At 64.6% G+C, this 19,058-nt stretch carries 13 protein-coding genes; 7 read left to right on the top strand and 6 right to left on the bottom strand.

Features of this window, described 5'->3' with window-relative positions; translation table 11 throughout:
- Nucleotides 1-3: 3 nt before the first annotated feature.
- On the bottom strand, nucleotides 4-2,790 hold the full coding sequence (locus HBH1_RS21795; protein ID WP_102664341.1) for a type VI secretion system Vgr family protein: 2,787 nt from the start codon (nucleotides 2,788-2,790) through the stop codon (nucleotides 4-6).
- Nucleotides 2,791-3,176: 386 nt separating this feature from the next.
- On the opposite strand from HBH1_RS21795, the gene HBH1_RS21790 reads away from it, so the two are divergent.
- Nucleotides 3,177-4,799 carry an acyl-CoA synthetase gene (locus HBH1_RS21790; protein WP_102664381.1) on the top strand — a complete coding sequence of 541 codons (1,623 nt, stop codon included), beginning with the start codon at nucleotides 3,177-3,179 and terminating at the stop codon, nucleotides 4,797-4,799.
- Between the two features lie 30 nt (nucleotides 4,800-4,829).
- Here HBH1_RS21790 and HBH1_RS21785 read toward each other — a convergent pair whose 3' ends face one another.
- Nucleotides 4,830-6,107, bottom strand: coding sequence for a DUF445 domain-containing protein (locus tag HBH1_RS21785; RefSeq protein WP_102664340.1), 1,278 nt, complete (start codon nucleotides 6,105-6,107; stop codon nucleotides 4,830-4,832).
- Nucleotides 6,108-6,368: 261 nt separating this feature from the next.
- Between HBH1_RS21785 and HBH1_RS21780 the strand changes: the two genes are divergently transcribed.
- Nucleotides 6,369-6,629 carry a helix-turn-helix domain-containing protein gene (locus HBH1_RS21780; protein ID WP_077236492.1) on the top strand — a complete coding sequence of 87 codons (261 nt, stop codon included), beginning with the start codon at nucleotides 6,369-6,371 and terminating at the stop codon, nucleotides 6,627-6,629.
- A 29-nt stretch (nucleotides 6,630-6,658) separates the two neighbouring features.
- On the opposite strand, the gene HBH1_RS21775 is transcribed toward HBH1_RS21780, so the two are convergent.
- Together HBH1_RS21775 and HBH1_RS21770 are read right to left on the bottom strand one after the other, a co-directional pair.
- Nucleotides 6,659-8,077, bottom strand: coding sequence for a heavy metal sensor histidine kinase (locus HBH1_RS21775; RefSeq protein ID WP_199181637.1), 1,419 nt, complete (start codon nucleotides 8,075-8,077; stop codon nucleotides 6,659-6,661).
- On the bottom strand, nucleotides 8,074-8,745 hold the full coding sequence (locus tag HBH1_RS21770) for a heavy metal response regulator transcription factor (protein WP_006463462.1): 672 nt from the start codon (nucleotides 8,743-8,745) through the stop codon (nucleotides 8,074-8,076). The genes HBH1_RS21775 and HBH1_RS21770 overlap by 4 nt, the downstream gene beginning before the upstream one ends.
- A 231-nt stretch (nucleotides 8,746-8,976) precedes the next feature.
- On the opposite strand from HBH1_RS21770, the gene HBH1_RS21765 reads away from it, so the two are divergent.
- The 5 genes from HBH1_RS21765 (at nucleotide 8,977) to HBH1_RS21745 (ending at nucleotide 15,655) form a co-directional block, all read left to right on the top strand.
- Nucleotides 8,977-9,267, top strand: a complete 291-nt coding sequence (locus HBH1_RS21765) for a DUF4148 domain-containing protein (protein ID WP_102664339.1) — start codon at nucleotides 8,977-8,979, stop codon at nucleotides 9,265-9,267.
- Between the two features lie 127 nt (nucleotides 9,268-9,394).
- On the top strand, nucleotides 9,395-9,772 hold the full coding sequence (locus HBH1_RS21760) for a cobalt transporter (protein WP_102664338.1): 378 nt from the start codon (nucleotides 9,395-9,397) through the stop codon (nucleotides 9,770-9,772).
- A gap of 66 nt (nucleotides 9,773-9,838) precedes the next feature.
- Complete coding sequence (locus tag HBH1_RS21755) at nucleotides 9,839-11,110, top strand: TolC family protein (protein ID WP_102664337.1); 1,272 nt, start codon at nucleotides 9,839-9,841, stop codon at nucleotides 11,108-11,110.
- Between the two features lie 8 nt (nucleotides 11,111-11,118).
- Nucleotides 11,119-12,387 (top strand): efflux RND transporter periplasmic adaptor subunit, encoded by a 1,269-nt coding sequence (locus HBH1_RS21750; RefSeq protein WP_102664336.1) that lies wholly within the window; start codon nucleotides 11,119-11,121, stop codon nucleotides 12,385-12,387.
- 55 nt (nucleotides 12,388-12,442) lie between these two features.
- Complete coding sequence (locus tag HBH1_RS21745) at nucleotides 12,443-15,655, top strand: CusA/CzcA family heavy metal efflux RND transporter (RefSeq protein WP_102664335.1); 3,213 nt, start codon at nucleotides 12,443-12,445, stop codon at nucleotides 15,653-15,655.
- A 27-nt stretch (nucleotides 15,656-15,682) separates the two neighbouring features.
- Here HBH1_RS21745 and HBH1_RS21740 read toward each other — a convergent pair whose 3' ends face one another.
- Entirely contained in the window at nucleotides 15,683-18,019 is a 2,337-nt protein-coding gene (locus HBH1_RS21740; RefSeq protein ID WP_102664334.1) for a putative bifunctional diguanylate cyclase/phosphodiesterase, read from the bottom strand.
- Between the two features lie 35 nt (nucleotides 18,020-18,054).
- Entirely contained in the window at nucleotides 18,055-18,927 is an 873-nt protein-coding gene (locus HBH1_RS21735; protein WP_233207671.1) for a type 2 periplasmic-binding domain-containing protein, read from the bottom strand.
- Nucleotides 18,928-19,058: the final 131 nt, after the last annotated feature.

The following is a 19,058-nucleotide window of genomic DNA, read 5'->3' as shown; positions in this document are numbered from 1 at the left end:
TGCCTACTCCTTCAGTAGATGCAGCCGGGCGATGCGCAAAGCCATGTCCTGGCTCAGTTCGGTGCGGCCCTGCTCGTCGGTGATGCCTTCCATGGCGCTGCCATCATCAAGTTCGATGCGGTAGCGCTGGTGCGCATGGGGTCGCCCGCTGCCGCGCCGGGCCAATATGAAGCGCTCGTCAGTCGGCACATTGCTGACCGGCAGGGTGATCTCGGGAACGTGCGCGTCTGCACCGCCCAGGTGACGGAAATCGGCCGAGCGGATGACATGGTCGCCACTGCTCTGCTGGGTGATGGCGCCGCCGCCGAGATCAATCTGCGCGCCCTGTGCAACGAAGCGCAGGCGCGGTGCCTGCAGCACGATTTCTTCTGCGGCGGTGAGAACGATGCGTTTGGCAGAGGTGGCTTCGATGTTGTCGGCGTCCGTCTGCAGTTCCAGCTTGCCGCTGGCGGCAACCAGTTTGATCCCCAACCGATGGGCGAACAGGCTGATGCTTTCGGCCACGCGGGCCAGCAGCTTCTTGCCCACCGAAAGCTGGGTGTTGCCCACGCTGATCATGTCGATCTGGGTCTGTGCGCCGATGGCGATACTGTCTTCGCTGCTGATGGCGACACCGGCGGGCGCGGTCATGGCGACCAGGGGATGCCCGCCGCCGCTGCCTTCCTTGTCGGTGTTGCTGCCGGCTTCCCAGCGTCCGAGGCGTTCACGCAATGTGCTCAGGGCGCGGGCCTCGGTGTCGCCGGCGCGGTGGGTCTGTGCCAGGGTGGCCAGTTGCTGCTGGACGTCCTGCAGCGCCGTCATGAGCCCGAGCAACTCCTGCCTGTCGAGTTGCCCTCCACTGACGGCCGGGCGGGCGGCGGCGCTGATCAGTACGCCTTGTCCACCGCGCAGGGCCAGTGACTGGTCGGTGCGCAACTCCGCACCTTCACCCCGCGCGGTGCCGAAACCCTGGTCGCGGGGGTGAGTAAGCCAACCCAGGTTCAGTTCGCTGTAGCCATGCTGGGAGGCGAGCTGCGCGCTGATTTCGCGCGGCGTGTCGTCCAGTCGTAGCTGGTTGTAGCGGTGGCCCCGGACTTCCTTGCTCTTGATGCCGGCCAGGAAGCGGTTGGCCGGTAGGGCGCCGATGTCGCTGAAGCTGGGCGGCAGGGAGGTGGCGCCGTGCACGCGACCGATGATGATGGGCTTGTCGGGATCACCGCCGAGAAAGTCAACGATGACTTCCTCGCCCACCCGCGGCAGACTGATCGCGCCCCACTGGTTGCCGGCCCAGGTACTGGCTACGCGCACCCAGGCCGAGTCGCGCCCGCTGTCGCTGGCACCGGCGCCATTGGCGTGGTGATGATCCTCGATGCGGGTACCGGGAAACCGGATCTTGACCCGGCCAAGCGCGTCGCAGAACACCGCCTCGTTGGGGGGACCGACCACGTGCGCGTTCTGCAGGCGGGGCGTCGGCACATCCTGTCGCGGATCGAAGGCCGGTACCACCGGGGTGCCGCGCCGTACACAGGAAAAATGGTTGCGGTAGCGGAACGTCCGCGTGGGCGCACCTTGATTCGGGCTTTCAACGCCCTGGTGTCCATCCTCGTCGCCTATTTCCCATCGGTTTCGAAGCGACAAGGCCTTCACTTTGGTCGCCAGGCTATGCGGCAGGTTGTTCTCGGCCTCGACGTCGAGGCTGGTGATGATGAATTCCCGCTCGTGGGTGGGATGCCGGTCCAGCTCCGGATGATCTTCGATGGTGATCCACTCGCCCACGCGCAGTGCGCGCACAGTGGAGCGGGCCTGGAAGGATTTGGATTCGTACGCGTGGCGCTGCATGCGCAATTTGCCAAGCTGGCGATAGTCCTCCGATTCGTTGCCGGTACGCGGGGCGTCGATCCGGTAGTCATCCACACTGGCGGCGAAGCGGCTGCCGAGGATGCCCTGGTCTGCCCGGGTGGTTTCCCGGCTGCGCATGGGGCCGCCCTTGGCGTGGTCCCAGCCGTAGCGATTGACGCTGCCGGGCTGCAAGGTCCTCACCGCGCTCCAGTGCGTGATGCTGTCCTGTTCGCCGGGCGCATGATCGCGGTGATAGCGCACCGTACCGGCGGCGTTGGCCGGCAAATGGAAGGCATCGTTGAATAACACCAGGGTGTGGGTCGGCCGGCCTGTGCGGTCCTCCGGTGCCGGCTCGCCCGGGCGGATGAACCAGCCTATGCCGCGCCGCTTCCAGAGCCGGCGCAGGAAGTCGCCATCGGACTCGTTGTGCTGCATGGTGAATTCGCGCAAGGGATAGCCTCCGGCCAGCAGGCTCCAGTCGACGTCGAAGCAGGACGTGAGCACGGGATTGATCCTGCGCCACTCGGAGAGCAACACCTGCGTGACATCGAGCTCATTGGCATGCAGGAAGACCCGCGTATTGCTGCGCTGGCCCATCAGCGCCAGGGCATCGCGCAGGATCAGCCGATAGCTGGCGAGGCCGTCCTCGACTTCCCCGGCACTGGCCTCGGCAATCAGGCCGGACACCCGGCGCAATTGGCCACGATCGGTCACGAAGCGGATCTCGGCGGGCAGCGCGATAAAGTCCTTGAGCGGCAGATCGGCCTGGGCGGAGATGCAGTGCAGACGGTATTCGAATGCACCGCAGACGGCCTCATGGCCTGAGACGTGGGTCACCAGCAGGAGCTCGTCCAGGGGCGGCGCGGAAGCCGGTCCGGGTTCGGCGGGTGGCGGCTGCATCAGCCGCAAATGGATACTGCGTGCGATGTCGGAGTAGCCCGTAAGCGACTCCTTCAGAGAGCGGAAAACCATGCCAGGGTCCTCGATGCGAATCCGCCTGGGTGCCGGGGGCATGCAGGACGGCAGAGCTATAGTTGGAATGGGGTAGAACGCACTGCGATTGAGGCGGTTATGCTAGCGGCGGCATACGCAAGCTTCGCGGCGAGGAAGACTGTTGACGGGTATTTTCGTTAGAATTCGATAACTCTCATTGCCGCACCTGCATGCAGCAATGGATGGCCTGCACGCAGTCCCGCGTGCTGCGACAAGGCCAAGGCGGTGAAAGACAGGCTCATACCGGCCTGACCCACGAATCAGAGGCGCGCCCGCGTAGGCAGCGCCCGCCGGACCAACCGGGACCGCACGGCCCCGACACCCGAAGGAGACCAGAAGTGAATCCCACCATCCCGCCACGCACCGTGATCAATGGCACGCACTACCGCCACGACGAAGCGGCGCCGTACCAATGGCAGATCCCCGAATTCTTCAACATAGGCATCGCCACCTGCGACCGCTGGGCCGATGGCAGTGGCCGTCCCGCCATCATCAGCGAGGAGGCCGACGGCAGCGTCACCACCTGGAGCTACGACAAGCTCAAGACCCTGAGCGACCAGTTTGCCCAGGTGCTGGCGGAGGCCGGCATCGGGCGCGGGGACCGCATCGGTATCTACCTGTCGCAACGCATCGAGACGGTGATCACCCATATCGCCGCCTACAAGCTGGGGGCGATCACGGTGCCGCTGTTCTACCTGTTCGGGCCGGAGGCCATCGCCTATCGGTTGCAGAACAGCGAAGCGGCAGCGCTGGTGACCGACAGCAGCGGCATGGACAAGGTCCACCTGGCCGGCGAACTGCCGGCGTTGAAGGTGGTGTTCTGTGTGGAGCAGTCCGATATCGTGCTGCCGCAGACCACCGACTTCTGGGATCGCCTGCGCGCGGCGGCACCGCTGCCGCAGGCGGTGGCAACACGGGCCGACGATCCGGCCATGATCATCTATACCTCCGGCACCACCGGCAAGGCCAAGGGAGCGCTGCATGCACATCGCGTGCTGCTGGGGCATCTGCCGGGCGTGGAGGTCTCGCACGACAGTTTCCCGCAGCCAGGCGACCGCTTCTGGACGCCAGCCGACTGGGCCTGGATCGGGGGGCTGCTGGACGTGCTGCTGCCGTCGCTGTACCACGGCGTGGCGGTGGTGGCGCGGCGCCTGGAGAAGTTCGACGCCGAGGCCGTGTTCGGCCTGCTGGCGCGGCATGACATCCGCAATGTGTTCTTCCCGCCGACCGCCCTGAAGATGCTGCGCGGGACACCCTCGCCCCGGGAGCAATGGCCTTTCTCGCTGCGCAGCGTGGCCAGCGGCGGCGAGACACTGGGCGATGACCTGATCGCCTGGGGACGCGAAGCACTGGGCGTTACCATCAACGAATTCTATGGCCAGACCGAATGCAATCTGGTGGTCTCCTCCTCGTCGAAGCTCTATCCCAGTGCTTCGGGCAGCATGGGCCGTGCCGTGCCGGGGCACGACGTGCAGATCGTCGACGAGGATGGTCGGATCGTGGCGCGTGGTGCCGTCGGCAACATCGCTATCCGCGCGCCGGACCCGGTGATGTTCCTGCGCTACTGGCGCAACGAGGAGGCCACACAGGAGAAATTCGCCGGCGACTTTCTCCTCACGGGGGATCTGGGCAACATGGATGAGCAGGGCTATATCCGCTACCTGGGCCGCAATGACGATGTCATCACCAGCGCCGGTTATCGCATCGGGCCGGCGCCGATCGAGGAGTGCATCATGCGTCACCCGGCGGTGCGCATCGCGGCGGTGGTGGGCATCAAGGATGCATTGCGGACCGAGGTGGTGAAAGCCTTCGTGGTGCTCAAGGAGGGCCACGCACCGGGCCAGGCACTGGTGGCCGAACTGCAGCAGCATGTGCGGGCACAATTGGCAGCCCATGAATATCCGCGCGTGATCGCCTTCGTCGATGCGCTGCCCACCACGGCCACCGGCAAGATCATGCGCAAGACCCTCAAGGAGATGGATCAGTAGTCCGGTCCATTCCGCCACGGCGTCATGGTGTCATGGCCCGTGTGCGGCCCATTGCATCAGCCATGACAGGCCGAACAGCAGGGCGCCGATCAAGCCCCCGACCAGCGTGCCGTTGATGCGGATGTACTGCAGGTCGCGCCCGATGTTCAGTTCGATCTGGCGCGACAGCTCGGCGCTGTCCCATTGCTTGATGGTGTCGCTGATGTGGCGCGTGAGCAGTTGCGCTACCTCCGGGCTGAGGCTGGCCATGGCCTGCTCCAGGTGATCGTTGAGAGAGGCGCGCAAAGCCGCGTCCTCCTGCAGGGCGCGACCTATCCACTGCGTGGCGGCAGCAGCCTGCGCGTGCAGGGCCGAATCGGGTCGTTCCAGGTCTTGCCGTAGCCAGGTGCGCAAGCTCTCCCAGAGACTGCCGACATAGGCGTTCACGGCCTCGCCTTGCAGGACCTCGCGCTTGATCTGCTCGGCACGCTCGCGCAGGGCGGGGTCCTGCTTCAGACGCTCAATGAAGCCTGCCAATTGGCGGTCGAAGGCCTGGCGCAGCGAGTGTTGCGGATCCTCGGCGATGCCGCTCAGCAGTTTGTCCAGAATATCGGCCAGGGTGGTGGCGGATTTCTCGCCGATCCAGCTGGACGGCAGCAGCTTTTCGATCTTGGGATATTCGCGCTGCAACCATTCCACCATGCGTTCGGCGATGAAGGCGCGGGTCTCCTCGCGATTGAGCAGTTCGGCCAGCGCCACGATGGCGCGGTCCAGCAACTGCTGGTGGCGGCCGTCCAGGGTGAGGGTATCGAGGATGGTGGCCAGCGAGCGCGACAGGTCCGGCTTGCCCAATGCCGCATGCAAGGCGTCGCGCACAAAGGCCTGGATGCGACGGTCGTCGGTGAGCGTGAGCACGGCACCGACCGCCTGCGCCATGTAGCTGCCCAGGCGGGCTGCATTCCCGGGCGCGGCCATCCAGGCCGACAGGCGCTGCGCCGGGTCGTGCCGGCGTACCAGCGCAGCGAGCGATTGCGGACTCAGGAATTTCTCTTCGACGAACACCGCCAGGTTGTCGGCGATGCGATCCTTGTTGCGCGGGATGATAGCGGTGTGCCGCGACAGCCAGGGTAGGGGCAGGTGGCGGAACAAGGCGCTCACCGCGAACCAGTCGGCCAGCGCGCCCACCATCGCCGCTTCGGCCATGGCCCGCAGCAGGCCGCTCCACGGCGAAGGCGGCGCCAGCGACGCGCCGACGAACAGCGCCACCGCCGCCAGCAGGCAGATCAGGGCCAATCGTTTGGCGCGACGCAAGGCTTGTGGTTTGTCCATGTCGATGCAGTGCGTGTGATGAAGGTCCTTTTGCTCGCAGGATGAGACAAAGAGCAACAATCAACAGCGAAAGTTCTGAATATTTCGAAGAAAAACTAGAGCTTTTTCGAAGAAATACTCAACCAAACTACGATAACAATCTCGTTATTTTTCGATTATTCCGCGAGAGATTCGCAGGTATAAGTATTTGTCACGGATAGTTTGTGCGTTTGTAATTGTAGCTAATCGACCGTCACCCCTAGCCGCCCGATCCTTGCGCACATGAAAAATACAGAGACTCCACCAAGCGCCCGCATCATCTTCGGACAAAACGTTCGCAGAGTTCGCCGGCTTAAAGAGATGTCACAAGAAGAACTGGCATTCCGGGCTGACATCAGTCGCACCTACCTGAGCGAGGTTGAACGCGGAGATCGCAATATCTCCGTGGACAACATGGAAGCCCTCGCCATCGCCCTGGAGATGGAATTGCCCGATCTCATGCGGCATACCCTGCTGGCACTGCCCAGCGAGGATTCCCGCTGAGACCCCGGTCCGGCCGATGCCCCTGGCCTTCAGGCCTTACCTGACGAACCTGCCTGCGCCATGGGAAAGCGCAGGGTGAACACCGTCTGACGGCCCGGCATGCTGCTCGCACCCGCCTGGCCACCATGCAACACCATGATCGACCGCACGATCGCCAGTCCCAGTCCGCTGGAGCCGCTGGCGCTGCTGCGTGAGGGATCGGCCCGATAGAAGCGATCAAAGATGCGCTCCAGCAGGTCGGCCTGGATGCCCGGGCCGGGGTTGGACACCGCAATGACGGTGGCACCATCGACGGTGCTGGCTTCGATCGTGATGCTGCCCTGCGCCGGCGTAAAGCGGATGGCATTGGCCACCAGATTGCCGACGGCGCGCCGCAGCAACATCACGTCGGCCTGGATGCGCCCGCGACCGATGACCGCGATGCCCACCTGGGCGTCTTCGGCGATGCCCTCGAAATACTCGGCGATGCGATTCAATTCCTGGGCCACATCGAGGTCCTGAATCTGCAGCACCACATGGGCGTTCTCGGCACGGGCCAGAAACAGCATGCTCTCCATCATCCGCGACAGACGCTCGTACTCCTCAATATTGGAACTGAGCAGGGCCTGGTATTCATCGATTCCGCGCGGCTTGCCCAACGCCACCTGGGTCTGCACCATCAGGTTGTTCAATGGCGTACGCAGGTCGTGCGCCAGATCGGCCGAAAACTGGCTCAGTTGCTGGAAGCTGCGATGCAGCCGGTCCAGCATCTCATTGAAGGATTGCACGATCTCGTGCAGTTCACGCGGCGCGGCCTGCAGATCGAGCCGGGTATCAAGACGATTGGCGGAAATGGCGCGCGTCTGCAGGGCCATCATGCGCAAGGGCCGCAAGCCGCTGCGCACCAGGAAAAATCCAAGCAAGGTCGCCAGGACCGTCCCGATGCTGGCCGCCCACCATACGTCGGAGCGATAGTCGGCCAGCAACTGCATGCGGTCCGAAGCGGTGCGCACCACCAGCACCACCGCCTGTTCCCCCGAGAGGGTGACGGGCTTGCTGGCGATATAGCGGGCGCGCAGATCGCCGATGTGCAGCGACTGGATACTGTCCCAGGTGCGCAGGTCGATGCGCGAGAGGTCCAGACCCGGCGTGCCGCTGGACGGGGCGTGGCTTTCCATGAGCGTACTGCCGTCGGCGCGGGCGATGCGCACCAGCAGTTGATCGTGACCGGAGAGGGTATCGAGTACCAGATGACGGCGCGCCAGGATGTCGTCCAGCGACGCCGCATGTTCGACCAGATGATTGATGGAGCGGCACTTGCCGGCCAGTTCCTCATCGTCGCGCCGCTCCAGCTGCACATGCAGCGAATGCGAGAGATAGCTGCCCACCGCCGTGAAAATGAGCAAGGCCAGCAGCCCGAACAGCACCACCAGCCGCAGGCTCATCGAGGCCGGTGCGCGCTGGCTCACTGGCGCGCCTCGAAGACGTAGCCCATGCCCCAGACGGTATGCAGCAGCTTCTTGTCGAAACCGTCATCGAGCTTGGCACGCAGGCGGCGCACGGCAACGTCGACCACATTGGTATCGCTGTCGAAATTCATGTCCCACACCTGGGAGGCGATCTGCGGGCGCGACAGCACTTCGCCCGGCCGCCGGATCAGCATGTGCAGCAGCGCAAATTCCTTGGCGGTGAGGTCGATGCGCTGGCCGGCCCGCGTCACCTTGCGCCTGACCACATCGACCACGACATCGTCGTAATCAATGACATCGGCCTCGCGGCTGGGGCCACGGCGCAGCAGGGTGCGCACCCGCGCCAGCAGTTCGGTGAAGGCAAAGGGCTTGACCAGATAATCGTCGGCGCCCAGTTCCAGCCCCTTGACGCGGTCTTCCACCTCGTCGCGCGCGGTCAGGAACAGGACCGGTGTATCGTGGCTGCGCCGCAGTTCGCGCAGGATGTCCCAGCCGTTCATGCCGGGCAGCATCACATCCAGGATGATCAGCTTGTAGTCCAGCGTGCGCGCATGGTGCAGGCCATCCACGCCGGTCTGCACCCAGTCCACGACAAAGCCGGACTCGGTCAGCCCGCGCTGCAGATAGTCGCCGGATTTGGGCTCGTCTTCCACCAACAAGATATGCATGATCGGATTCCTGACGGATAAGCCGATATTGTGAACCAGGCCCGTCGGGCATTCATTACAAATCTGTAATGACTGGGCAATCTTTCTGAGCGGACCGGCTCCTTAGAATCCATTCCAACGATACGCCAGACACACCACTGGTCATCGCGTCGGCCCTGGCCGGTGCACGCCACCCATCCGGGCGGGCATCGAACAGGGCCTTGTGGAACCACATTTCAAAGGAGCTTCATCATGAAAATCTCGCATCTCGTCATCGGTACCCTGGTCAGCGCTTTCTCCCTGTCGGCCTTCGCCCAGTCCACCGTCCCCACCGAAGCAGCCCGCGACCAGGCCAACCTGTCGGCCCGCAACAACTATCCGGTGGTGCAATACCAGGGCACCAAGACCCGCGCCGACGTGGTTGCCGAACTGAAGGCGGCCGAACTCGGCCAGCCGATGCAGACCGCCGGCGCCAAGCCCTCCATGCAGGACAGCAGCACCCAGAACCAGGCCTTTGACTCGTCCCTCTACAACGGGGCATAATCGGCGCCGGTCGTTACCGCAGCGGTAACGGCAACTGTAGCTGTAGCCGTGACTATGGCTACGGTGACAGCGACACATCGTGGCTACCTGCCTGTCCCGGGCCGGTAGCCAAACCCACGTCTCCTTCATGCGTGCATTGATTCTTTTCCTGGCCTTGTTGTTGCCGTTGCAGCTCTCGTGGGCTGCAGTGGCCAGCTATTGCCAGCCGGAAAAGGAAAACCACGCTGCCGCGCCCACCGGCCACCCCGGTCACCATGAACATGCCGCTGCACCAGCAGGCGACGAAGCCTCCCCCGACGGCCGCGGCAACGCGGGGCAGGGGGGCGACGCCGATGCGGCCTGCGCGGTCTGCCAGCTGTCCTGCATGAAATCGATGCAGTGGCAGGGCGCGCCGATGGCTGAACAGACCGGCAGCACGCTTGACGTTTTCAGCACCATCGCGCCCCATCCCAACTCCCACATCGCCGACGGGCCGGACAAGCCCAACTGGCCGCTCGCCGCCTAGCCCGGCGAGCACGCTTCCCTTCTTTCTGCACTCGCCGGATTCCCCTTTTCACCACTGGAGAATTCGATGTACCGGCATATCCCCATGCTGGCGCTTGCCCTGCTCGCGCCGGCCCTGGCCGTGGCCCAAGCCACGCCGCCAGTTGCTGCCCCGTTTTCGGCACCATCCACCGACGCGGCGCCCGTCCTGACCCTGACCGCCGCACTGGACCTGGCGGCCTCCCACAACAAGGCCTTGTCGGCCGCCCGCCTGGAAATCGAAGCGGTCGAAGGCAGCCTGATGCAAGCCGGCGCGCGCCCCAATCCGGAGTTTTCTGCGCTCATGGAAGACACTCGCAAGGCCAGCCGCACCACCACCTACCAGATCAACCAACCCATTGAACTGGGTGGCAAGCGCAGCGCCCGCATCGAAGCTGCACAGCGCCAGCTGGACATGGCCAGGCTGGAATACGCCAGCCTGCGCCAGCAGATGCGCAGCCGCGTCACCAGCGCCTATCACGACGCCTTGCTGGCCGGTGAACGCCAGCGTCTGGCGGCCGAACTGGTGCAGCTGGCGCAGACCGCTGCCGACATGACGGCACGCCGCGTACAGGCCGGCAAGGTCTCGCCGGTAGAACAGACCAAGGCACAACTGGCACTCTCCACGGCCCAACTGGAACGCCAGCAGGCAGAGAGTGACGCCACCCTCGCCCGCGGCCAGCTGGCCAGCCTGTGGAACGCCCGGCAGGCCGACTTCGTGCTGGCCGATACCGCGCTCGATACCCTGCCACCGCTGCCGGCCATCGCCGACCTGACCGCACGCGTGGGCAACGGGCCGGCGGTGCAGCTGGCGCGGCTGGAGGTGGAACGGCGCGCCGCGCTGGCACGCATCGAAAGCAGCAAGCGCGTTCCCGACCTGACGCTCTCGCTGGGCAACAAGCGCGACGAAGAGGCCGCACGCAACATGTGGGTGGTCGGCTTCTCGCTACCCATCCCGGTATTGGACAGCAATCGCGGCAATGAACTGGAAGCCATCAAGCGCACCGACAAGGCCCGTGACGAACTGGCCCTGGTCGAACTGCAGATGCAGAACGACGCCGCGCAATCCTACGAGCGCCTGCGCAATGCACGGGCCGAAGCACTGGCATTGCGCCAGGACATCGTCCCCGGCGCACAGAGCGCCTATCTGGCCGCCCGCACCGGCTTCACGCTGGGCAAGTTCGGCTTCCTCGATGTGCTTGATGCCCAGCGCACCTACTTCCAGGCCAGGGCGCAGTACTGGAAGGCGCTGTCGACCGCCTTCCAGGCCGCCGCCGAACTCGATCGCCTGGCCGGCGACGCCACCCTCAACCTGCAATGAGAACCACCATGACCAGCAAACAGAAACTCGCCATCGCCGCGATCATCGCCATCGCCGCGCTGCTGTGCGGATGGACCCTGATGAAGGGCCAGGGCGGCGCCGAAGCCGCCTCTACGCATCAGGAAGAGGGCGCTCACAAGGAGGATGACCATCAGGAAAAACCCGGGTCCGACGGCAAGCCAGCCCATGACGACCACGGAGCCCATCAAGACCACGACGAGGACAAGGAAGGACATGGCGAGGAAGAAGGAAAGGTCGCCCTCAGCCAGGAACAGATCACTGCCGCCGGCATCGCCCTGAAGCAGGTCGGCGCAGCGCACATCGAAAGCGGGCTGCAACTGCCGGGCGAGATTCGCTTCAACGAAGACCGCACCGCGCATGTGGTGCCGCAGGTCGCCGGCGTGGTCGAATCGGTCTCCGCCACGCTGGGCCAGAAGGTGCGCAAGGGCCAGCTACTGGCCGTCATCAGCAGCAGCGCCGTCTCCGAGCAGCGTTCCGAACTGCTCAACGCCGAACAGCGCCTGAGTCTGGCACGCAGCACCTGGCAACGCGAGAAACAGCTGTGGGAACAGAAGATCTCGGCCGAACAGGACTACCAGCAGGCGCAACTGTCGCTGCAGGAAGCCGAGGTCGCCGTGCGCAATGCACGCCAGAAGCTGCGCGCCATCGGCGTCACCGGAACCGGTAGCGGCGCCCTCAACCGGCACGAGATCCGCGCCCCCTTCGACGGCACCGTGGTCGAGAAGCACCTGGGCCTGGGCGAGGCCGTACGCGAGGATGCCAACGCCTTCATCATCGCCGACCTCTCCAGCGTATGGGCCGAGATCATCGTCTCGCCCAAGGACTTGCAGCAGGTCCGCGTCGGCAGCGCCGCCGTGGTGCGCGCCACCGCCTTCGAGGCCAACGCTACCGGTCGCATTTCCTATGTCGGCGCCCTGATCGGCGAGCAGACCCGCACCGCCAAGGCCCATGTGGTCTTGCCCAATCCGCAAGAGAGCTGGCGTCCGGGCCTGTTCGTCACCGTCGATGTGATGACCGAGGCCAGCGAGGTAGCACTGGCCGTGGATGCGGAAGCGATACAGACGGTGGACAACAAGAGCGTGGTCTTCGTGCGGGTGGACGATGGCTTCAAGGCGCAGGAAGTGCGCACCGGGCGCAGCGACGGCAAGTCGGTGGAAATCCTCTCCGGCCTGCAAGCCGGGCAGCAGTACGCCGCCAGCGGCAGCTTCGCCATCAAGGCCGAGCTGGGCAAGGGCGCGGCCGAGCATAGCCACTGACGTGGATCGCGACCATCGCGCCACGCCACTCCCACCATTCTGAAAGACGACGATCATGTTTGAACGCATCATTCGCTTCGCCATCGAGCATCGATGGCTGGTCCTGCTGGCGGTGCTGGGCATGGCGGCCTATGGGGTCTACAACTACCAGAAGCTGCCCATCGACGCCGTGCCCGACATTACCAACGTGCAGGTGCAGATCAACACCGCCGCCCCCGGCTACTCACCACTGGAAACCGAGCAGCGCATCAGCTACCCCATCGAAACCGCCATGTCGGGCCTGCCGCAACTGGAACAGGTGCGCTCGCTGTCGCGCTACGGATTGTCGCAGGTAACGGTCATCTTCAAGGACGGCACCGACATCTACTTTGCGCGGCAACTGGTCAACGAGCGCATCCAGCAGGCCAGGAGCCAGCTACCCGCTGGCATCGATCCGGCCATGGGGCCGATCTCCACCGGCCTCGGTGAAATCTACCTGTGGACCGTGGAAGCCCGCGAGGACGCCCGCAAACCCGATGGCACGCCCTATGGCGCAGCCGACCTGCGCGAGATCCAGGACTGGGTCATCAAGCCGCAGCTGCGGCTGGTGCCGGGGGTGACCGAGATCAACACCATCGGCGGCTACGCCCGCGAATACCACGTCGCCCCCTCGGCCGAACGCCTGGCCTCCTATGGCATGACCATGGACAGCATCATCAAGGCCCTGGAAAAGAACAACAGCAATGTCGGCGCCGGCTACATCGAACGGCGCGGCGAGCAATACCTGATCCGTGCACCGGGCCAGGTGGCCTCGCTGGAAGACATCGGCAATATCATCCTGGCCAATGTGCGCGGCGTGCCCATTCGCATCCGTGATGTGGCCGAGGTCGGCATGGGACGTGAATTGCGCACCGGTGCGGCCACCGAGAACGGGCGCGAAGTGGTCCTGGGCACGGTCTTCATGCTGATAGGCGAGAACAGCCGCACGGTCTCGCAGGCGGTGGACAAGAAACTGCGCGAAATCAACCGCAACCTGCCGGCCGGGGTCGAGGCCATCACCGTCTATGACCGCACCGTGCTGGTGGACAAGGCCATCGCCACGGTCAAGAAAAACCTGATCGAAGGCGCGCTGCTGGTGATTGCGGTGCTGTTCGTCTTCCTCGGCAACATCCGCGCCGCCATCATCACGGCCATGGTGATTCCACTGGCCATGCTGTTCACCTTCACCGGCATGGTCTCCAACAAGGTCAGCGCCAACCTGCTGAGCCTGGGCGCGCTGGACTTCGGCATCATCATCGATGGCGCGGTGGTGATCGTGGAAAACTGCGTACGCCGCCTGGCCCATGCGCAGCAGCACCACGGCCGCCCGCTCACGCGCAGCGAGCGCTTCCATGAGGTCTTCGCCGCCGCCCGCGAGGCGCGCCGGCCGCTGCTGTTCGGCCAACTGATCATCATGATCGTGTACCTGCCCATGTTTGCGCTGACCGGGGTGGAAGGCAAGATGTTCACGCCCATGGCCTTCACCGTGGTAGCGGCACTGCTGGGCGCGATGATCCTGTCGGTGACCTTCATCCCGGCGGCCATTGCCCTGTTCATCGGCGAACGCGTCTCGGAGAAGGAGAACATCCTGATGCAATGGGCCAAGCGGCTCTATGCGCCGCTGCTGGTACGCGTCATGGACAACAAGCCGGTGGTGCTCAGTTTTGCCGGTGCGCTGATCGTGGTGTGCGCGGTGTTGGCCACGCGCCTGGGCACTGAATTCGTCCCCAGCCTGAACGAGGGCGACATGGCGATCCAGGCCTTGCGCATCCCCGGCACCAGCCTGTCGCAATCGCTGGAGATGCAGCAGCAGATCGAGAAGACGCTGATGCGGCAATTCCCCGAGATCGAACGCGTCTTCGCCCGTACCGGCACCGCCGAGGTGGCTTCGGACCCGATGCCGCCCAATATCTCCGACGGCTACATCATGTTGAAGCCCGAGTCGCAATGGCCGCAGCCACGCAAGACGCATGAACAACTGCGCGAGGCGATCCAGCAAGCCGTGGCCCGCATCCCCGGCAACAGCTACGAGTTCTCGCAGCCCATCCAGCTGCGCTTCAACGAACTGATCTCGGGCGTGCGCAGCGATGTCGCGGTCAAGATCTTCGGCGACGACATGGGCGTGCTCAACGACACCGCCGCCAAGGTCGCCGCCGTGCTGCAGAGGACCCGCGGCGCCACCGAAGTGAAGGTGGAGCAGACCACCGGCCTGCCGATGCTGAGCGTGGACATCGACCGCCAGAAACTGGCGCGCTATGGCCTGAACGTGTCCGACCTGCAGGACACGATTGCCACCGCCATCGGCGGCAGCCAGGCCGGTACGCTGTTCCAGGGCGACCGCCGCTTCGCCATCGTGGTGCGCCTGCCCGAGGCCGCCCGCGCCGATCTGGACGCCCTGCGCCGCCTGCCCATCGCGCTGCCGCTGCAGGAGGGCGCCAACCGCATCAGCTATGTCCCGCTGGCCGAGGTGGCGACGCTCAACATCGCCCCCGGCCCCAACCAGGTCAGCCGCGAAGACGGCAAGCGCCGCATCGTGGTCAGCGCCAACGTGCGGGGCCGCGATCTGGGCTCCTTCGTGGCCGATGCGGAACAGGCGCTGCAGGCAGAGGTGCGCATCCCCACCGGTTACTGGACCACCTGGGGCGGCCAGTTCGAGAACCTGCAATCGGCCACGCAACGTCTGCAGATCGTCATCCCGGTGGCGTTGCTGATGGTGTTCGTGCTGCTGTTTGCGATGTTCAACAACGTCAAGGATGGCTTGCTGGTCTTCACCGGCATTCCCTTCGCGCTGACCGGCGGCATCCTGGCGCTGGCCGCGCGCGGCATTCCGATGTCGATCTCGGCAGCGGTGGGCTTCATCGCGCTGTCGGGCGTGGCGGTGCTCAACGGGCTGGTGATGATCTCCTTCATCCGCAGCCTGCGCGAGGAAGGTCGTAGCCTGGATGCGGCGATCCACGAGGGTGCCATGACACGCCTGCGCCCGGTGCTGATGACGGCCCTGGTGGCGTCACTGGGCTTCGTGCCGATGGCACTGGCCACCGGCACCGGCGCCGAGGTACAGCGTCCGCTGGCCACGGTGGTGATCGGCGGCATCCTGTCCTCCACCGCATTGACGCTGCTGGTGCTGCCGCTGCTGTATCGGATGGCGCATAGGAGGGACGAGGAGGGCGAAGCTGAGCGCCCGGGCGCAACGACGCGCCGCCCGCGCTGGATGAAGTGGTTGCCTGGCTATCGGACTGCCCGGCGCTGATGTCCAGCGGCAGCCCTGCCAGGCGGATCAGCGGAAACGATCCGGCGTCGTCAGCAGTTCGACGAATTGCTCGCCCGGCATGGGCTTGCCGTACCAGTAGCCCTGGTACAGCGAACAGCCTTGCGCATGCAGCAGGTCGCGCTGCTGCTGCGTCTCCACCCCTTCGGCGATGATGGACAGGTTCAGGCTCTGGCCCAGCATGATGATGCTGCGCACGATGCTGGCCATGGCCGCATCCTTCTCCATTTCACGTACGAAGCTCTGGTCGATCTTGATCTGGTCGATGGGGAAGCGCCCGAGGTACGCCAACGACGAGTAACCGGTCCCGAAATCATCCAGCGAGATCGAGATATCGCTGGACCTCAGCATCTGCATCTTGGCGATCACGTCTTCGACGTGGTCCACCATCATGCTTTCGGTCAACTCCACCTTCAGCGCATGGCTATGGAGGCGATACTTGCCGATGATCTCGCGGAAGCGACCCACGAAATTGTCCACCTTGAATTCCTGCGCCGACACGTTCACCGCCACCACCAGCTCATGCGCCAGCCCCTGGCGCTGCCAGGCCTGCAGATCGCCACAGATGGCGTGCAATGCCTGCTGACCGATCTGCTCCATCAGGCCCATGTCTTCGGCCACCGAGATGAAGCCACCCGGCGCGACGATGCCCTTTTCCGGATGCTTCCAGCGCAGCAAGGCCTCGGCGCCCACCACTTCACCCTCATAGGTCACCTGCGGCTGGTAATACACGATGAACTGGCGCTGCGCGACCGCCTGGCGCAGTTCGGCTTCCAGCAGGCTGCGCTGGTTGGCCAGCGCCTGCATCGCGGGGTCGAAGAAGCGGAAGGTATTGCGGCCGGCCAGGCGCGATTGCACCATCGCCAGCTCGGCCTGCATCAGCAGTTCGGCCGCGCCGTGGTGATCGTCATGGACGATATTGATACCCAGGTTGACCGCGCAAGGGAAGCGCGCAGCGGCGAGGGCATGGGGATCGGTGAAGGTGGCGATGATGCGATGGGCCAGCGCCTCGCAGAAGCGGAGGCATTCGTCCAGGTCCTGGGTCCGGATCTCGCTGCCCAGCGCGAACTTCGCGCCCTCCAGGCGTGCCACGGTCTGCTCGGGCGTGACACACCCGGAGAAGCGGCGCGCGCATTCGACCAGCAGCTGCTCGATCTCCTCCGAACTGGCGCCGCCATAGGAGAGATCGGCACGACTGATCTCCATCACAAAGACCGCCCCGGCCGTACCGTTGCTGCGACGCCGCGCCAGACCGCGTCGCAGGCGGTCCATGAAGAGCGTCTTGTTGGGCAGCTGGGTGACCGGGTCATAGAAGGCCAGGCGGTCGATACGGTTCTCTGCATCCAGCCGTGCACTGACATCGATGACGACCCAGATCTGGTCCGCCGGCCGCGCCGGATCGATCAGCGAGGTATGCAATTCGGCCGGGAAGCTGCCGCCATCACCCCGGCGCAACAGCACGATCTCGCCGGCCGCCCCGCTGGAACGGGCCACCGCCTGCGCCACGTAGGCCGCCTGCTGGGCCGGTTCGACGAAGACCTCTTCGGCGGGCTGGCCGACGAGATTCCTGTCCGCACTGCCGAGCAACGCCTGCGCGGCCTCGTTGACGAAGACGATGCTGCCGTCGCGCACGAACAGCACCCCCGCCGGGATGTTGCCGAGAATGGCCGCCTGTTCATCGAAGAGCGCCTTCAGGCTGCTTTGCATCGATTCCATATGGCGCGCCAGCTGACCGATTTCATCCTGCTGCGGGATGGCGATGCGTTCATCGAAGCTGCCGCGCTCGATGCGCTCGGTCGCTGCGGTCAACATGCCGATGGGCCGGAGGATGCGACGATAGACCAGCAGCCCGATGATGATCAGCGAAGCCACCGCCTGCGCCAGCAGCACCAGGGTGTGGAAGCTCTTGTCAGCGGCCAGCTTGCGTTGCAGCTGGTAGTCCGACACGATCAGCTGCAGGCTGCCCAGGCTCACGTTTTGATGGTTCTGCTGCATCACCAGCGGTACGCTGCGCGAGATGATGTTGCCCAGGCGCCGCTGGCCGTCTTCCACGCGGGCGATGATCTTTTCATCGGGATCGGTGATCTCGGCCGACACCACCTGCGGATCGAGCATGGCCCCTTGCAGCACGGCGTTGATGTCGGACTTGTCCAGGCTCCACACCGGCAGCACCAGGCTGTGCTGCATGGTCTGCGCCTTTTCGTTGACCAGTGCCTGCATCTCGATACCGATCTGCTTTTCGCGCACGCCGTTGAGCACGGTCAGCGCCAGCACCACCGGCAGGCACAGCGCCACCAGCATGGCAATGGCGATATAGACGCCGAGGCTATTGAGTTTCGTATTCATGGTCTTGCAGAGAACGTGACGAGGGCGAAGCCCGCTTATTTGAACCAGTCCAGGCGATAGGTCTCGATGGCCTTGCGCTCCAGGGGCGTGAGGCGATCATTGTTGAGGACGATGACGCGTGGATGCGTCGACTTCAGTAACTGCCGCGCCTGGCGCGTGGAGCGATGCTGCCGGATCAGCTCAGCCAACTCCCCGCTGCGATGGATCTTGCGCAGGCCGTCGAGCAGGGCATCGCGGATATCGTCGCGCCCCGGCGTGGTGTAGAAGAACAGGTCCACCGGGTAGTACAGCACCAGGTCCGGCACGATGGCCAGCTGGTGGTCGCGGTCGTAGGTCTCCAGCTCGCCGCTTGCTTCGAAGACCGAGCGGTTATAGAAGTCGAAGCGCCTGGCCTTGAGCATCTCGAAGAGATTGAGATAGTTACCCTGCACAACGTCCAGGCCATTGGCCTGCATGATGTGGGTGTCGGTCCAGCCGATACCGGAGCCGATGCGGAACCTGCGCAGGTCGTCGAGAGTACGGATATCCCGGGCGCGCTGCAGGCTGGCGGCATTGGCCATCAGCACACGGTAGCCACCGCCGCCGAGGTAGATCGGAAAGGGAATGCCTTCCAGCCCGCGGGTCATGGAACTGCCGGCAGAGGTGGTCATCAGGTTGCAGTACTGGCCGGCCTGGATCAGCTGGACGTAACGCTGGTCGGAGGTGGCCACATCGGCCACCTGGCAACCCTTGATGGAGAAGCGCTTGCCGGTCGCCCGCATCGCCAGTTCGAGGACAGCCTTGCGGTAATCGATGAGGGGGTTGTCATCGTTGAGATCGGCCAGCTTGATCTCGATGACGTGATGGGCGGGGTCGGGGCTGGCGGAGGATTGGGCGCGGGCAATATTGGCGCAGAACGGACCCATCATCAGGACGAGCAAGACTGCGGCAACTGTTCGGGCGCTCGTCTTGATGTTACTCATACAGGGCGGTGTGATCGAATTGAGATTCGATGGTATGCAAGCATCAGGGGATGTGCAAGATTTTGTGGGGCGGGGAG

This window comes from Herbaspirillum sp. BH-1 (genome assembly GCF_002870055.1).
Lineage (GTDB): Bacteria > Pseudomonadota > Gammaproteobacteria > Burkholderiales > Burkholderiaceae_D > Herbaspirillum > Herbaspirillum frisingense.
This window is presented reverse-complemented; position numbering and strand designations above follow the sequence as displayed.